The 14,999-nt window shown below is 33.8% G+C and carries 12 protein-coding genes and 2 tRNA genes; 10 read left to right on the top strand and 4 right to left on the bottom strand.

Features of this window, described 5'->3' with window-relative positions; all coding sequences use genetic code 11:
* Nucleotides 1–5: 5 nt before the first annotated feature.
* Nucleotides 6–79 (top strand) — tRNA-Met (locus tag ACNQGB_RS10505).
* A 709-nt stretch (nt 80–788) separates the two neighbouring features.
* Here the strand turns inward: ACNQGB_RS10505 and ACNQGB_RS10500 are convergent.
* Nucleotides 789–2,807: a M13 family metallopeptidase gene (locus ACNQGB_RS10500; RefSeq protein WP_417944099.1), complete on the bottom strand. Its 2,019-nt coding sequence runs from the start codon at nt 2,805–2,807 to the stop codon at nt 789–791.
* Between the two features lie 740 nt (nt 2,808–3,547).
* On the opposite strand from ACNQGB_RS10500, the gene ACNQGB_RS10495 reads away from it, so the two are divergent.
* Nucleotides 3,548–4,108: a DUF6642 family protein gene (locus ACNQGB_RS10495; protein ID WP_417944098.1), complete on the top strand. Its 561-nt coding sequence runs from the start codon at nt 3,548–3,550 to the stop codon at nt 4,106–4,108.
* Between the two features lie 247 nt (nt 4,109–4,355).
* Nucleotides 4,356–4,589, top strand: a complete 234-nt coding sequence (locus ACNQGB_RS10490) for a hypothetical protein (RefSeq protein WP_417944097.1) — start codon at nt 4,356–4,358, stop codon at nt 4,587–4,589.
* A gap of 122 nt (nt 4,590–4,711) precedes the next feature.
* Here the strand turns inward: ACNQGB_RS10490 and ACNQGB_RS10485 are convergent, their stop codons facing one another.
* Nucleotides 4,712–5,164: a DUF4442 domain-containing protein gene (locus tag ACNQGB_RS10485; RefSeq protein ID WP_417944096.1), complete on the bottom strand. Its 453-nt coding sequence runs from the start codon at nt 5,162–5,164 to the stop codon at nt 4,712–4,714.
* Between the two features lie 290 nt (nt 5,165–5,454).
* Between ACNQGB_RS10485 and ACNQGB_RS10480 the strand changes: the two genes are divergently transcribed.
* The 6 genes from ACNQGB_RS10480 (at nt 5,455) to ACNQGB_RS10455 (ending at nt 12,327) form a co-directional block, all read left to right on the top strand.
* Nucleotides 5,455–5,910, top strand: coding sequence for a DUF4870 domain-containing protein (locus ACNQGB_RS10480; protein ID WP_417944095.1), 456 nt, complete (start codon nt 5,455–5,457; stop codon nt 5,908–5,910).
* A gap of 208 nt (nt 5,911–6,118) precedes the next feature.
* Nucleotides 6,119–6,451: a PadR family transcriptional regulator gene (locus ACNQGB_RS10475; protein ID WP_099713267.1), complete on the top strand. Its 333-nt coding sequence runs from the start codon at nt 6,119–6,121 to the stop codon at nt 6,449–6,451.
* A gap of 2 nt (nt 6,452–6,453) precedes the next feature.
* Entirely contained in the window at nt 6,454–8,196 is a 1,743-nt protein-coding gene (locus ACNQGB_RS10470) for a PspC domain-containing protein (RefSeq protein ID WP_417944094.1), read from the top strand.
* Nucleotides 8,197–8,198: 2 nt separating this feature from the next.
* The gene (locus ACNQGB_RS10465; RefSeq protein ID WP_417944093.1) at nt 8,199–8,939 is read left to right on the top strand and encodes a head GIN domain-containing protein; all 741 of its coding nucleotides are present in this window, start codon (nt 8,199–8,201) and stop codon (nt 8,937–8,939) included.
* Between the two features lie 164 nt (nt 8,940–9,103).
* A complete protein-coding gene (locus ACNQGB_RS10460; protein ID WP_417944092.1) occupies nt 9,104–11,377 on the top strand; it encodes a M1 family metallopeptidase in 2,274 nt (757 codons plus the stop codon).
* Between the two features lie 116 nt (nt 11,378–11,493).
* On the top strand, nt 11,494–12,327 hold the full coding sequence (locus ACNQGB_RS10455) for a GIN domain-containing protein (RefSeq protein WP_417944091.1): 834 nt from the start codon (nt 11,494–11,496) through the stop codon (nt 12,325–12,327).
* 121 nt (nt 12,328–12,448) lie between these two features.
* On the opposite strand, the gene trxB is transcribed toward ACNQGB_RS10455, so the two are convergent.
* The gene (gene trxB, locus ACNQGB_RS10450; protein WP_417944090.1) at nt 12,449–13,396 is read right to left on the bottom strand and encodes a thioredoxin-disulfide reductase; all 948 of its coding nucleotides are present in this window, start codon (nt 13,394–13,396) and stop codon (nt 12,449–12,451) included.
* Nucleotides 13,397–13,751: 355 nt separating this feature from the next.
* Nucleotides 13,752–13,826, bottom strand: a tRNA-Pro gene (locus tag ACNQGB_RS10445).
* A 404-nt stretch (nt 13,827–14,230) separates the two neighbouring features.
* On the opposite strand from ACNQGB_RS10445, the gene ACNQGB_RS10440 reads away from it, so the two are divergent.
* Nucleotides 14,231–14,998: a ParA family protein gene (locus ACNQGB_RS10440; protein ID WP_309759200.1), complete on the top strand. Its 768-nt coding sequence runs from the start codon at nt 14,231–14,233 to the stop codon at nt 14,996–14,998.
* The last annotated feature ends 1 nt before the right edge of the window (nt 14,999 follow it).

The raw sequence follows: 14,999 nt of genomic DNA, 5'->3' as shown, positions 1-14,999 counted from the left end.
ATAATGGCGAGATAGCTCAGTCGGTTAGAGCGCAGGATTCATAACCCTGAGGTCCCGAGTTCAAATCTCGGTCTCGCTACAGACTTAAAGTCAAGTAAATCACGGATTAGTGTCAACTAATCCGTTTTTTTATGTCTAAACTTTTGTTACTTTTAATGGCAGTACACGATACAGTACACGATTTGCCAATGAAATCTAACTAGTCACGACTTTATATTCACATAGAAAATGTAGATTTAAAAGTTTGGTATAAGCTATCCGAAACACAGCAAGAAGATGCACTATCTAAAGAATGGTATGTTTATTATTTTTTTTAAACCCTAAAAAAGGAAAGCTGACTCGTCATTCTAATATCATTTCGAAGTAGTTTTCTGTTTTGCAAATTTTAACTACAACGAGTTTTTAGGAATAGTTTTATCTCTTATGCCACGAAAATAGTTTTGATTTTCGCTCTTCTAAGAATAGATAACTATTATTTCAACGGCGCTAATGGTTTTCGTTGTTAGTTTGAATGTTTATTTAAATTCAATGATTATTCAAAAACAAATCTAAATACTAGTGCGAACAATAGGTCTTAGACGCTGGTGAGAGTATCACACTCGAACTAACCATAAAGCTATTTCTGTTGGATCAAGAAGAAAGAACCTTACTATTTTAATTAAGAAATAAACAATGAATTATGAGTTTAGTTCTAATTTAATTACAATTAAAATAGCACTTGCCAGAATGTTTTTTAAAACAAAAAAAGCCCAACATTTCTGCTGAGCTTTCGTTTGATATGAAATCGTCTACCAAATTTTAACACGTTTATCAGTTGCTAAATAAAGTGAATCTGTTGGTTTAATTTTAAATGCTTCATAAAATTCTGGGACGTTGCGTACTACAGCATTAATTCTGAATTTAGCTGGCGAATGTGGATCGGAAGCAATTTGATTGCGTATTGCTTTTTCACGGCTTTTGTCTAGCCATACTTGTCCCCAACCTAAAAACACTCTCTGAATTCCAGTGTAACCATCCATTACTGGTGCCTCTTTGCCGTTAAGGCTTAATTTGTAGGCTTTAATTGCAATACTCAATCCTCCCAAATCTCCAATGTTTTCGCCAAGGGTAAACTCTCCGTTAAGATTTAAATCGGGAAAAACCTTGAAAGCGCTGTATTGATCTACTAAAGATTTTGTTTTGGCTTTAAAAGATGTTAAATCTTGTGGTGTCCACCAGTTTCTCATAACACCTTCACCATCAAAAGTACTTCCTTGATCGTCAAAACCATGGCCAATTTCATGACCAATTACCGCTCCAATTCCGCCATAATTCACTGCATCTTCTGCTTTTAAATTAAAGAAAGGTGGTTGCAAAATAGCCGCAGGGAATACAATTTCGTTTAAGGTAGGATTGTAATAGGCGTTTACCGTTTGAGGTGTCATTCCCCACTCTGTTCTATCAACAGGTTTTCCTAACTTGTTTAGCATTCTGTTGTATTCAAATTCTCTAGCTCTTTCTGTATTTCCAAACAAGTCATTTTTGGACACTTTTAAAGCTGAATAATCTCTCCATTTGTCTGGATAACCAATTTTAATCATGAATTTATCTACTTTGGCAAGTGCTTCTTTCTTGGTATTTTCACTCATCCAATCTAGCTTCTTGATATTTTCAGCATAAGCTTTCAATAGATTTTTCACCATTCCGGTCATGCGTTCTTTCGCTTCTGGCGAGAAATGTTTTTTCACATATACTTTACCCACAATCTCTCCCAATCCACCGTTTACAGAATTCACGCCTCTTTTCCAATCTTCTTCCTGAGCTTCTGTACCGTAAAGTGTTTTTCCGTAAAAGTCAAAATTTTGTTTGTCTAAAGCAGTGGTTAAATAGTTGGCAGTGTTGTTTATCAAACTCCATTTTAGGTAGGTTTTCCAAGTATCTATTGGTGTATTTTTGATAATATTATTTAAGCTTTTGGTATATTCCACCTGAGAAATTACGATTGTTTTTTCTTTTTCGATACCTGCATTTTTAAGCATTGCATTCCAATCGAAATCGGCCATTACCTTTTTTAAATCGGCTACATTGTATTTGTTATACAGTTTTGCCGTGTTTCTGGTTTCCTCTTTTTTCATGTGGTTGGTTGCCAATACGGTTTCCAAAGCCATAATTTTAGTAGCACTTTCAGCTGCATTTGGAAGTCCAACCAACTGTAGCATTTTTTCTATATGTGCTACATATTTTGCACGCGTTTCTACCATTTTGGCATCGGCTTGCAAATAGTATTCTCTTTCAGGAAGACCTAATCCGCCTTGCCAAGTCATTAAAGTGTACTGTTTTGGGTTTTTAAAATCTTCGGTAACGACAACAGAGAAAGGCATTGAAACACCTGTTCTGTTTGATTTTCCAAAATAAGCTGCCAAATCTGAATAATTTGCAATAGCATCAATATTTTTAAGTTCTGGTTGGATTGGCGCAATTCCTTTGGCATCACGATCTTTTCTATTCATGAAAGAGCTGTAGTAATCACCAATTTTCTGTTCATCTGAACCTTCGGCAAAAGTACCTTTTGATGCTTCTTCGATAATCGCTTTTACATCCTTTTGAGATTGATCATACAACACATCAAAAGCACCATACGAAGTTTTATCAGCTGGAATTTTATTGTTTTTAACCCACGTTCCGTTTACATAGGCATCAAAGTTGTCACCAGGATTTACAAGCGTATCCATGTTTTTTTTGGTGACTCCTGAAATTAATTCTTCTTTTTTATTGCACGAAGCCATAAGAACGACTGCAGCAACAAAAGAAATTTTTAGGTTTTTCATTGTTTAAGGTTTATTAATTGATTTTTTATATTTTCTTAACTTTCTGAGTGATTAGTTCCTTTTTTAGTAATTTGTTACACTAATAAAATACCAATTGTCTTTTTATAGAATTTAATGAGAGATTATATTTATTTGAAATTAAGTTCTTAACTAAGGTATTAAAAATTTTATCCATTTGAATCTTTTACTACTGTAAAGAAAAAAATTACCTGATACAATACTGTATATTACAAAAGCAAACTTTTATATCGGTTATTCGTAACCACGTTTACTCAGTAAGGAAAAGTAAATTCTTCTATGGGTTGATTTTCTATTAATTAGTTGGCTGTTTTACCTTTAATTCGGAATTAAATCCTTTTACAGAAAATACTAATTAAATTATTTCGACTGGATTGAGCATTAAAGTTATTTCTTTATAAATGACTCTTCAGCTTGATTTGATAATTCTTAAGTATAAAAATTAACGTAATCAGTATTAATAATTGACTAACGCAGCTTAAAATTAGATAATCGAAATTGGATTCTAAGAGTTAATAATTAATTAGCGTAAAAACTATCAGCGAATTCGTTTCTGAAGTATTTTTGTAAATTAAAAAGTTAAACGATGTACATTAAATGATCATAGAATAAAAAACAATTACTAGAATGCTAATGTTAATTTGGACTCCTCAGATTTATTAAGTTCAAATTAAATGTGTTCCGCATTACAGATCGTTACCCATCATCATAAATTAAACTCCATGGATTCAGATACTTTTATTTTTTGCCTTGAAGCAGTCGCTGATATTGAAACTGAAACAGCTAGCGAAGTTGTCAAAAATTTAGAACAATTAGCTTTTAAGCAGGGAATCGCGAGCATTTATAAAACATGCGATACTATTGAGAGCTTGGAAGAAAGTTTAAATACATTACTGTACGACGATCATAATTTCAAAAATTATGAAATAATCTACTTTGTCATGCAAGGCGAAGGAAATACTATTTGCCTCAATGCATATTATTATACTTTAGAAGAAATAGCAGAAATTTTTGAAGGAAAAATGAAAGGGAAAATTATACATTTTGCCAATTCAAAGGTTTTAGACTTAAGCAATGATGAGGCACAATATTTCTTAGATGTTACAGGAGCGAGAGCTATTTCAGGTTATGGCACATCCTCTAGCACGTTAACTAGTAGTATTCTTGATACTCTTTTTTTTAGTTTATTTGAAGAACAAGATGATCCTGTAGCAATAGTTAATGAATTATTTGAAAAGCAATATGCACGCTGCAAACTGCTTGATTTTAGATTATATTACTAAATTTATCCTATTAAATCTACTCGCCCAATATAATCCTGTTTCGTAGTAGCTGGTAAAATATACTGCTTATCACTGCCGAAATAGATGGTGTTATAGTACTTGTTTTATATCAAAAAGTGTTATGGTTTTAAAAACAAAAATATTTTGAGACAATTAAACTTCATCTAAGTAAGGCACTATTTTAATTATATTTGAAATTAAAAAAATAGAACACGATCATTAATCAACACTATTAAAAAAAATGAAAATGAAAAAAATAGTAACTGTATTGGCCTTTGCATTTGTAACAATAGTTGGAAGTGCTCAAGAAAACAAGACAAATCCACAGGAAAGAACTAAAAAGGAATCCTGTTGTTCTAAAAAAGATTCCAAATCTAGAGCGATGAGTGCTGAAATGTTAGAAAAGTGTCAAGTGAAATGCAAAGCTGAAGGAAAAAAGTGCGATGCTGCAATGACAAAGGCATCTGGCAAAAAATGTTAATTTTCAAATATTCTATTTGTACCCAAAAAAAACACCGCTAAAATCTGCGGTGTTTTTCGATATTTAACGATATGTAATTGCAATATGCATTGTCTTATTAAATTATACCAAACTGTTGCGAGCTACTTAGCGCGAACGCTCCATTCAAAATCCATTTCTGATACTTGAACCCCTTTTTCATCAGTACCAATAGACTTCATCCAGAAGGTTTGCCCTTCACCAGTGGCTATGGTTTCCTGAATAGCTTGTTCGATTAAATGCCCATCATTACAAGTAAAAGTAATTCTTCCGGTTGCTTTTTTTGTAAAATTCCCTTTGTTGTTAGCCACAAGCATCGATATTTTTCTACCACTTTTTTGAATCTGAAACATTACTAAAGCACCTGTAGCTAGTTCTGCCGCCATTGCTTGAACAGCAAAATACATAGAATTGAATGGGTTTTGATTGATCCATCGGTGTTTTACAGATACCACACATTGTTTTTCATCAATAGTTGCGACTCGCACACCACAGATAAACGCTGACGGCAATTTAAAAAAGAGAAATTTATTGAGTTTTGATGCTGTTAGTTTCATAGGTAGTAAATATAAGTTTTTGATAAAAATAAGGTGACGCCATTCATACCTGCTTTTTGAGAGTTTGCATCTTGGCGTACTCTATAATCACTGGGATTTTTGCTAATATACAAAAAAATACTATGCACGCCTAATACATTTTTTTGTTAATTTTTTGTTAATATTAAGTACTATGCGAAGCAAGATACTGTCTTTTAGATATATATTTGCATAAGAAATTACTAGGTACAAATAAATAAGCCCTTGTAAAATTTCAATTATCAATCAATCACTAATTAAAAAAAATTAAAATGGAAACCACAACTGAAAAAAATACCGCAACGTTTACACACTTGAGTGCATTGACTCAATATTTTATTCCTTTTGGAAATTATATTTTTCCAATACTATTTTGGAGTTCAAAAAAAGAAAGCTCTGAATTTGTGGATCACCACGGAAAGCAAGTTCTAAATTTTCAGTTGAGTTTATTATTGTATTCTTTCGTGCTTGTTTTAATTGCTGTTCCTACATTTTTAATCACACTTTTTAATAATGTTCCTTTTGAGGCGGTGGTTAATGATCACGATTTTGTTTTTAGAAATTTTAATATAGATGGAAACATAGGAATGGTAACAGTAGGGATAATAGCTGTTGTACTATTTGGTCTTTTGAAAGTCGCTGAATTCTTTTTAATCATATATGCCTCTATCAAAACATCAAACGGTGAAAAATATAACTATCCGATAACGATTCCATTTATCAAGTAAACGCTCTCATCAAGCGAATTCCCTAGCCCCGATTGCAATGGAAATCCTTTTTTATTTTTTTTTAAAATAAAAAAGATTGTAATGAAAAGCGGGATTAAGCTACAAAAAAAATAAGTTATTCAAAACTGCTTTGTACGTTGCAAAGAAAATTCAATCATCAATCAAAAAATGAACTATTTAATCCAAACAAAATCAAAAAAAAGAAATTATGAACATTGAAAACACAAAAGCCCAGATGCGTAAAGGTGTTCTCGAGTTTTGCATCTTATCAGTTCTAAAAGAAAAAGATGCCTATACTTCGGAAATATTAGACACCTTAAAAAACGCAAAGTTATTAGTAGTTGAGGGAACCATTTATCCTTTACTAACCCGATTGAAAAATGATGGATTGCTCAACTACCGTTGGGAAGAATCCACATCCGGACCGCCAAGAAAGTATTACGGTCTAACCGAAATAGGACAAACATTTTTAAAAGAACTTAGTGGCACTTGGACTGAATTATCTGATGCCGTAAACCTTATAACCAACCAAAAACAATAGTCATGAACAAAACTGTAAATATAAATCTAGGCGGAATGATTTTTCATATTGATGAAGATGCATACCAAAAATTAACACGATATTTTGATGCCATAAAACGTTCTTTATCGAACTCATCAGGACATGATGAAATTATAAAAGATATTGAAATGCGTGTTTCGGAATTACTGAATGAGAAACTGGTAAATGACAAACAAGTCGTAGGTTTAAGAGATGTAGATGCGGTTATTGCCGTTATGGGACAACCAGAGGACTACATTATAGAGGATGAATTAAAAGGAGCTACATCCTATAACTCTACTGCAAACACTAGAACAAAAAAATTATACCGCGATAAAGAAAAAGGAATGATTGGCGGTGTAGCTTCTGGTTTAGGTCATTATTTTGGACTAGACGCTGTTTGGATCAGAATTGTATTGATACTATTAGTTTTTGCTGGATTTGGAACTGGAATTTTAGCTTATATCATCCTTTGGATTGTAGCACCCGAAGCTATAACCACATCTGAAAAACTAGAAATGACGGGAGAACCAGTTACTATTTCTAATATTGAAAAAAAAGTAAGAGAGGAATTTGAAAATGTTTCGGATAAATTGAAAAATGTTGATTACGATAAATACGGGAATCAAATAAAAACAGGTGCAGGAAGATTGGGAAATTCCTTTGGTGATTTTGTTATGACTGTATTCAAAGTTTTTGCTAAGTTTTTAGGAGTGATTTTGATCATTACCGGCATAACAGTATTATTTTTTCTGCTGGTGGGTATTTTTACACTTGGATCTGGATTATTTATTGATTTTCCTTGGCAGGGCTTTATAGAAGCAGGTAATTTTACAGATTATCCGATATGGGCTTTTGGACTTTTGATGTTCTTTGCTGTTGGAATTCCTTTCTTTTTCCTAGCGTTATTAGGGTTCAAATTATTAGCTCCCAATATGAAATCTATAGGAAACATTGCAAAATACACCTTGTTAGCACTTTGGTTGATTGCAGTTTCGATAGCGATATCAATTGGAATAAAACAAGCAAGTGCATTTGCAGTAGACGGTCGAGTGGTTAAGAAAGAAATCATTAATTTGAATCCAAATGACACTCTTTATATCAAATTCAGACACAATGATTATTTTGCTAAAAACGTTGAAGACCGCACTGATTTTACAGTAAGCCAAGATTCTACGGGTACTGATGTCATTTACTCTAATGAGGTTAGTTTTAAAATAGAAAATACAGACGAAAAACTACCTTACATCCAAATTGAAAAAGAGGCAAAAGGAAAATCATTGTCAGAAGCTAAAAAAAGAGCAGAAAAAATTAAATATGCTTATACAATAATTGGAAATCAATTGATTTTAGACAACTATTTATTAACCGATTTAAAAAATAAATTCAGAGATCAGGAAATTGAAATAACATTATATTTACCTAAAGGAACTCTAATAAAACCAGATGCATCCATGAGAAATTATGATCGTACTGATGGAGATTACTTCTTATGGAATCCTGAATCTAGCAATGACGTTTATAGAGTTGAAGACAATATATTGAGATGCATAAACTGCGTGAGTGATGAAAATAATCTAAGCAACACGAATGAGGCCACAGATATAGATGTCAATGCTCCTAATTCTAAAAGTGATTCTTCGGAAGTTATTTTAAAAGTAAATGGACAAAATATTATAACAACAACTACATCCAAAAGTAGCTTAACAATGAATAAAGACGGTATCATCATTAAAACAAATTAGTCATGTTAAAAATCATCACATTAATCACAAAATTCATTCTGGTTGCCATAATAGCATTGTTATTTGCCTCGTGCAACCACTCTATTAATTTGAATTCAATAAAGGGAAGTGGAAACATAACCACAGAGAAACGCATTGTTGAAGGCAATTTCAAAAGCATAGAAGTTAGCAATAGCATAGATGTCGTTATTGAACAATCGGACGAAACTGGAATAATGGTTGAAGCTGATGACAACTTGCAAAAACACATTAGTACAACTGTAGAAAATGGAATACTGGTAATATCATGTGATGAAACGTATTTTATCAATACCGAAGTTATGAAAGTAACCGTTAAAATGCCTGTAATTGAACAACTCGAAGCCAGTAGTGATGCTTCAATTACTAGTAAGAACACCATAAAAGGAGAGAATATAGCACTAAACACATCAAGTGCTGCGACAATAGATCTCACTATAGAGGCGGATGATATTACCTGCGATTCTAGTAGCGGAAGCACTATCAAAATTAATGGTCTTGCTTTAAATATACAATTGAGTGCCTCTAGTGGCAGTGCGATCGACGCCAAAAATTTGGCCTCAAATGAAGTCACTGCCGATGTATCCAGCGGTGCAACTATTAGTACCAATGCCATTGTGAGTTTAGATGCAGAAGCATCAAGTGGCGGAAGCATAAGCTATAGTAAAGAACCAAAATCAGTTCGTAAAGAATCTAATTCTGGGGGCAGTATCAGCAGGATATAAATAATTTTGAAAAGTCATAAAAAACATTCTCTAATCAAGGATGTTTTTTTTGAACCCTGTTTAAAAAAATAATACATTTTTAACAATCCAAACCCTATTTTTTAATCATTTTAAAGATCGAAATCAAGATCGCAACCAGCAATCATCAATCAAAAAATCACATTATGAAAAACATTTTCTTTCAAGCTACACCTTATTTAGCTTTGTTTTTTGGAGTAGCGTCACTCCAAGCACAAGAGACCAAAACTGCAACTACTATAAACAATAAAAGTGCGTCAAAATACAATTATCACGATTCTTTTGGCCCCAATTTTTACACTAAAAACGGCACAGAATCCAGATCAGCGAGCGGTCAGCCTGGGGCAAAATATTGGCAGAACAAAGCTGACTATAAATTAACTGCTATTTTGAATGAAAAAAGCAATGAAATTATTGGTTCAGAAATTTTAACGTACACGAACAACAGTCCAGATAAAATTTCTTTTTTATGGATGAATGTAGATCAAAATCTATTTAAAAATGATTCTAGAGGCGAAAAAATAATCTCCATTGCAGGCAGTCGTAACGGTGACAAAGGACAAATTTTTGACGGAGGACATAAAATAAAATCGATTAAGATAGTCACTAACAAAAAAGGGAAAACCATAGAAACTGATGCGAAATTTGAAATAATTGATACTAGAATGCAAGTATTTCTTCCGCAAGAGATAAACCCAAATGGTGGAAGTGTACAACTTAAAATTGATTTTTCATTTATTTCTCCCGACTTTGGGTCGGATAGAATGGGTGTTTTAGACACTAAAAATGGAAAAGTATTTACCATGGCGCAATGGTACCCTAGAATGTGTGTTTATGACGATGTAAAAGGCTGGAACACTTTACCTTATTTAGGAGCTGGCGAATTTTATTTGGAATTTGGCGATTTTGACGTTACCATTACAGCACCAGCAAATCATATTGTAGTAAGCTCCGGCGAATTAATCAATCCGATAGAAGTGTACACAGCAGAACAATTGAATAGGTGGGCATTAGCTGCTAAAAGCGACAACACAGTAATAATCCGATCAGCAGCCGAAGTGACAAATACAACTTCTAGACCTACTGGAAAATCAACTTTAGATTGGCATTTTAAAATAAAAAATGCTCGTGATGTTTCTTGGGCATCCTCAGCAGCATTTGTTATAGATGCCGCGAAAATTAATTTACCTAGTGGGAAAAAATCGTTAGCTATTTCAGCATATCCTGTTGAAAGCGCTGGTCAAGATGCTTGGAGTCGTGCAACGGAATACACCAAATCATCTGTTGAAAATTATTCTAAACGTTGGTTCGAGTATCCGTATGCAACTGCCACCAATGTAGCTGGAAATGAAGGCGGAATGGAATATCCCGCAATTGTTTTTTGCGACTGGAAATCAAAAGACAGAGAGTTGTGGAGAGTTACGGATCATGAATTTGGGCATGGATGGTTCCCTATGATTGTGGGCTCTAACGAACGTTTATTTGCTTGGATGGATGAAGGATTAAATACCTTTATCAATTCATTGAGTGCTGAAGATTTCAATAAGGGAGAATATAAATCTAAACGACCTTCAAATATGCAACGAATGGCAGATATGTTAACCAATGCAGAATTAGAACCTATAATGACTGCACCCGACGGGATGAAAGAATCGAACTTAGGATTATTGGCGTATGAAAAACCATCCTCAGGTTTGATTATGCTCCGAGAACAAGTATTAGGCAAGGATCGTTTTGACAAGGCTTTTAGAGTATATACAGAGCGTTGGGCTTTTAAACATCCCACACCAGATGATTTTTTTAGAACAATAGAAAATGTTTCTGGAGAGGATTTAAACTGGTTTTGGAGAGCTTGGTTCGTCAATAATTGGAGTCTAGATCAAGGCATTACTAAAATTAAATATTTAAAAAATGACCCGAAATTAGGAGCACAAATTTATATTGATAATTTAGAAAAAATGGCCATGCCAGTAGTTTTAGAAATCAAAACTAAAAGTGGAGCCACTTCAAGAGTTCAACTCCCTGTAGAGATCTGGCAACGCAATACGAATTGGGCATTTAAACATGCTTCTACCGAAGAGATTGCATCCATTACCATCGATCCAGATCATGCCTTACCAGATACCAATACACAAAATAATGTATGGACCGCCGATAAAAGTGAGTTGGAAAAAGCAGTTATTTTAGACGCTTACCTTGGAAGTTTTTCAAGCAAACAGATTCCAATAGAAATCACTTTAACAGATGAAAATGGGAATCTTACCGGAATTGCTACAGATCAACCCACGCTTACTTTTGAATCGATAGGTACAGATACATTTAGTTATTCACCAGCAGGAATTGAAATTCATTTTAAAGAATCCAAAAATGAGTTTACTCTTAAGGTAAATGGACAAGAATTTTTATTCAATAAAAAGTAAGCTAAACATCTTTTTGAAGTAATCTACTTCTCCATTTATTTATTACTATCAAAAAAATCATCCGCTACAAGTGGATGATTTTTTTTACATTTGTGTAGATATAAAATTAAAATATTATGAGAAAGTATACGCTGTTATTCCTGCTGTTTGTTTTAACGACAGTAGCTTTTGGGCAAAAGAAAGATAAAATCAAAGGATCTAAAATAGTAACAACAGAGCAAAGAAAAATTGGTGACTTCGAATCACTTACCGTTGAAGACAATCTAGAAGTGTATTTGGAAAGAGGGGAAAGAGCAGAACTAAAAATCGAAGCCGATGAAAATTTACATGATATTATTGCGCTTGATGAAAGTGATAATTCCCTTCGAATTTACACTTCAAAACAAGCAACTAACTTCAAAAAATTAATTGTCAGAATAACGTATACGAGCGATCTAAAATCAATTACCTCTAAAAACGAAACCACGGTAACTGCTATTCAAGAAGTTTTATTAGATGATTTCGCCTTGAAAGCGAATGATGCATCCAAGTTGTTTATGAATGTTAATGCTTCAAAATTCGTACTACAATCCAATGATAAATCAAAAACAGAGCTCAACATAAAATCCGAAAACACAACTATTGAATTAAGTAAAAATAGTTCCTTGAAGGCCTTAATCACCGCAACTAATTTAAAAATAGATATGTACCAAAAATCGGATGCGACTCTGGAAGGTGAAGCTACTAGTGCTGTGATACGATTAGACAATAATGCCAGTTTAACGGCAAACAAATTAACGCTAAAAAATGCGGATGTGACGACAGAAAGTTATTCCAATTGCAGTGTTAATGTTAGTACAACCGTAGTGATTGATGCGGCTAATAAATCGGAAATCCAACTGGTAGGCGCTGCTAAAATTGAAATAAGAAAATTTGCTGATGAAGCCAAATTGATTAAAAAATTGAAATAGAAAATGTTATGCCCAACCTTTTCATAAAAAGTTTAGAGACTTTTTAAAAATATCCTAAACTATAAAAAGTCCCATTTGCTATTGCAAATGGGACTTTTTATTTTGAAACTGCCAGATCTTATTATTCTTTAGCAGCCAAATATCTTTCAGCATCTAGAGCAGCCATACATCCCGTTCCAGCAGCGGTAATCGCTTGACGGTATACGTGGTCTGCAGCATCTCCAGATACAAATACACCTTCAACATTTGTTTTTGAACTTCCGGGAGTATTCACAATATATCCTGTTTCGTCTAGTGTGATAAAATCTTTGAAAATATCAGTATTGGGTTTGTGACCAATAGCCACGAAGAAACCGGTTGCAGGAATATCAAAAGTTTCACCATTAGATTTATTTAAAGCTTTTACACCCGTCACCACTTGCTCATCCCCTAACACTTCTACAGTATCGTGATTCATCAAGATCGTAATATTTTCGGTTTTGCGAACGCGTGCTTCCATAATTTTTGAAGCTCTAAATTTTTCGCTACGCACCAACATAGTTACTTTTTTACACAACTTAGACAAATAATGCGCTTCTTCACAAGCAGAATCCCCTGCTCCAACGATTACTACTTCTTGATTTCTATAGAAAAAACCATCACAAACAGCACATGCAGAAACTCCACCACCCATTTTTAAGTAGTGTTGCTCTGATGGTAATCCTAAATATTTAGCTGAAGCTCCAGTCGAAATAATAACCGTTTCACAATGCAACTCTTTGGTCTCATTAATCCAAACTTTATGAATATCGCCAGAGAAATCTACTTTTGTAGCCCAACCATCACGCACATCAGTACCAAAACGTTGTGCTTGTGCTTGTAAACCCACCATCATTTCTGGTCCTGTAATTCCTTCTGGATTTCCTGGCCAGTTTTCTACTTCGTTTGTAGTGGTCAATTGTCCACCAGGCTGCATTCCTTGGTATACAACAGGATTCATGTTGGCTCTAGCCGCATAAATTGCCGCAGTATATCCTGCTGGACCAGAACCTATAATAAGACATTTAATTTTTTCGATTGTATCTGACATAATAAGAGTGAATTATAATTTTACGGTGCAAAAATAAGATTTAATTACGGTACAAAGGAGAATGTTGTATCAGTTTTAATTATTTTGGAATAGAAAAATCACTTCTGTATCAAGGAGAACCGATTTAAAGTAAGAGTGGCAGTGTTTATTCCGAAAACGGAAATTCAAACCTGCAACCTTCCCAATTTTTGGCTCTTACTTTAAAATGCGCACTTAAATAACGACGAAGTCTTTCCTCTACTATCATAGAATTATAGCCTACATTATAAATTTCTTGAGTTTTAGAAAATAGGATGTAAACGTAAAACATTGCTTTTAAAAATAAAAAAAGCCGAACGATATCGTTCGGCTTTTGTCGGGGTGGCAGGATTCGAACCTGCGGCCTCCTGCTCCCAAAGCAGGCGCGATAACCGAGCTACGCTACACCCCGAAAGCGGGTGCAAATATACAATTCTTTTTAGCTTCTGCAAAACATTTTGAAAAATAAGAACAGTAATTAAATTGCAATTGTTGCAACTTTTAGAATAGCACCAAAAACCATTGTACAGCGAACTCTTTTTAGCCCAGATGGGAGCGAAAAGCTTTGCAGCATCACTGCTTTATTTTCTAGAACTAAAAGAGCGACTGAAAGAAGCTCCTTTTAGGGCTTTAGAAAATTATGCAGTGATGCAAAAACTTGTAGCGTACAGGTGGATAAGCTCCTAGAAAGCAAAATTTAATTTGAAAATGACACTACACAATATCCGACTAATCAAGCTTTAACGAATGTTAACAAAATAGATTTTTAGAAACCATAAATAATTGTATTTTTACGGTTCAAAATTTAGAAAATAAATGGGCAAAATCATCGCGATTGCTAATCAAAAAGGAGGAGTAGGAAAGACTACAACATCAGTTAATCTTGCTGCTTCATTAGGGGTTTTAGAAAAAAAAGTATTACTTATTGATGCTGATCCACAGGCAAATGCTTCTTCAGGATTGGGGATTGATGTTGAATCTGTTGAAATAGGTACGTATCAAATTTTAGAACACAGTCACACTCCGAAAGAGGCCATTGTAAAATGTTCTGCACCAAATGTGGATGTTATTCCATCACATATTGATCTTGTCGCTATTGAAATCGAATTAGTCGATAAAGAAAATAGAGAATACATGCTAAAAAAAGCATTGGAAAGTATTAAAGATGAGTATGATTACATCATTATTGATTGCGCTCCGTCACTTGGATTGCTTACCCTGAATGCGCTGACTGCAGCTGACTCAGTGGTAATTCCTATTCAATGTGAGTATTTCGCTCTGGAAGGTTTAGGGAAATTATTGAATACGATAAAAAGTATCCAGAAAATTCACAATCCAGATTTAGATATTGAAGGACTTTTGTTAACCATGTTTGATTCTAGATTGCGTTTGTCTAATCAAGTAGTTGAGGAAGTTCAAAAACACTTCAACGATATGGTTTTTGACACAATTATTCAAAGAAATGTGAAACTGAGCGAGGCTCCAAGTTTTGGAGAAAGTATAATAAACTACGATGCGACTAGCAAAGGAGCAATTAACTACTTGCATCTTGCCCAAGAAATAATTAAGAAAAATAGCAAATAGT

This window comes from Flavobacterium frigidum, assembly GCF_048286795.2.
The sequence above is the reverse complement of the archived record's forward strand: the minus strand, read 5'-3'. Positions and strand labels throughout refer to the sequence as shown.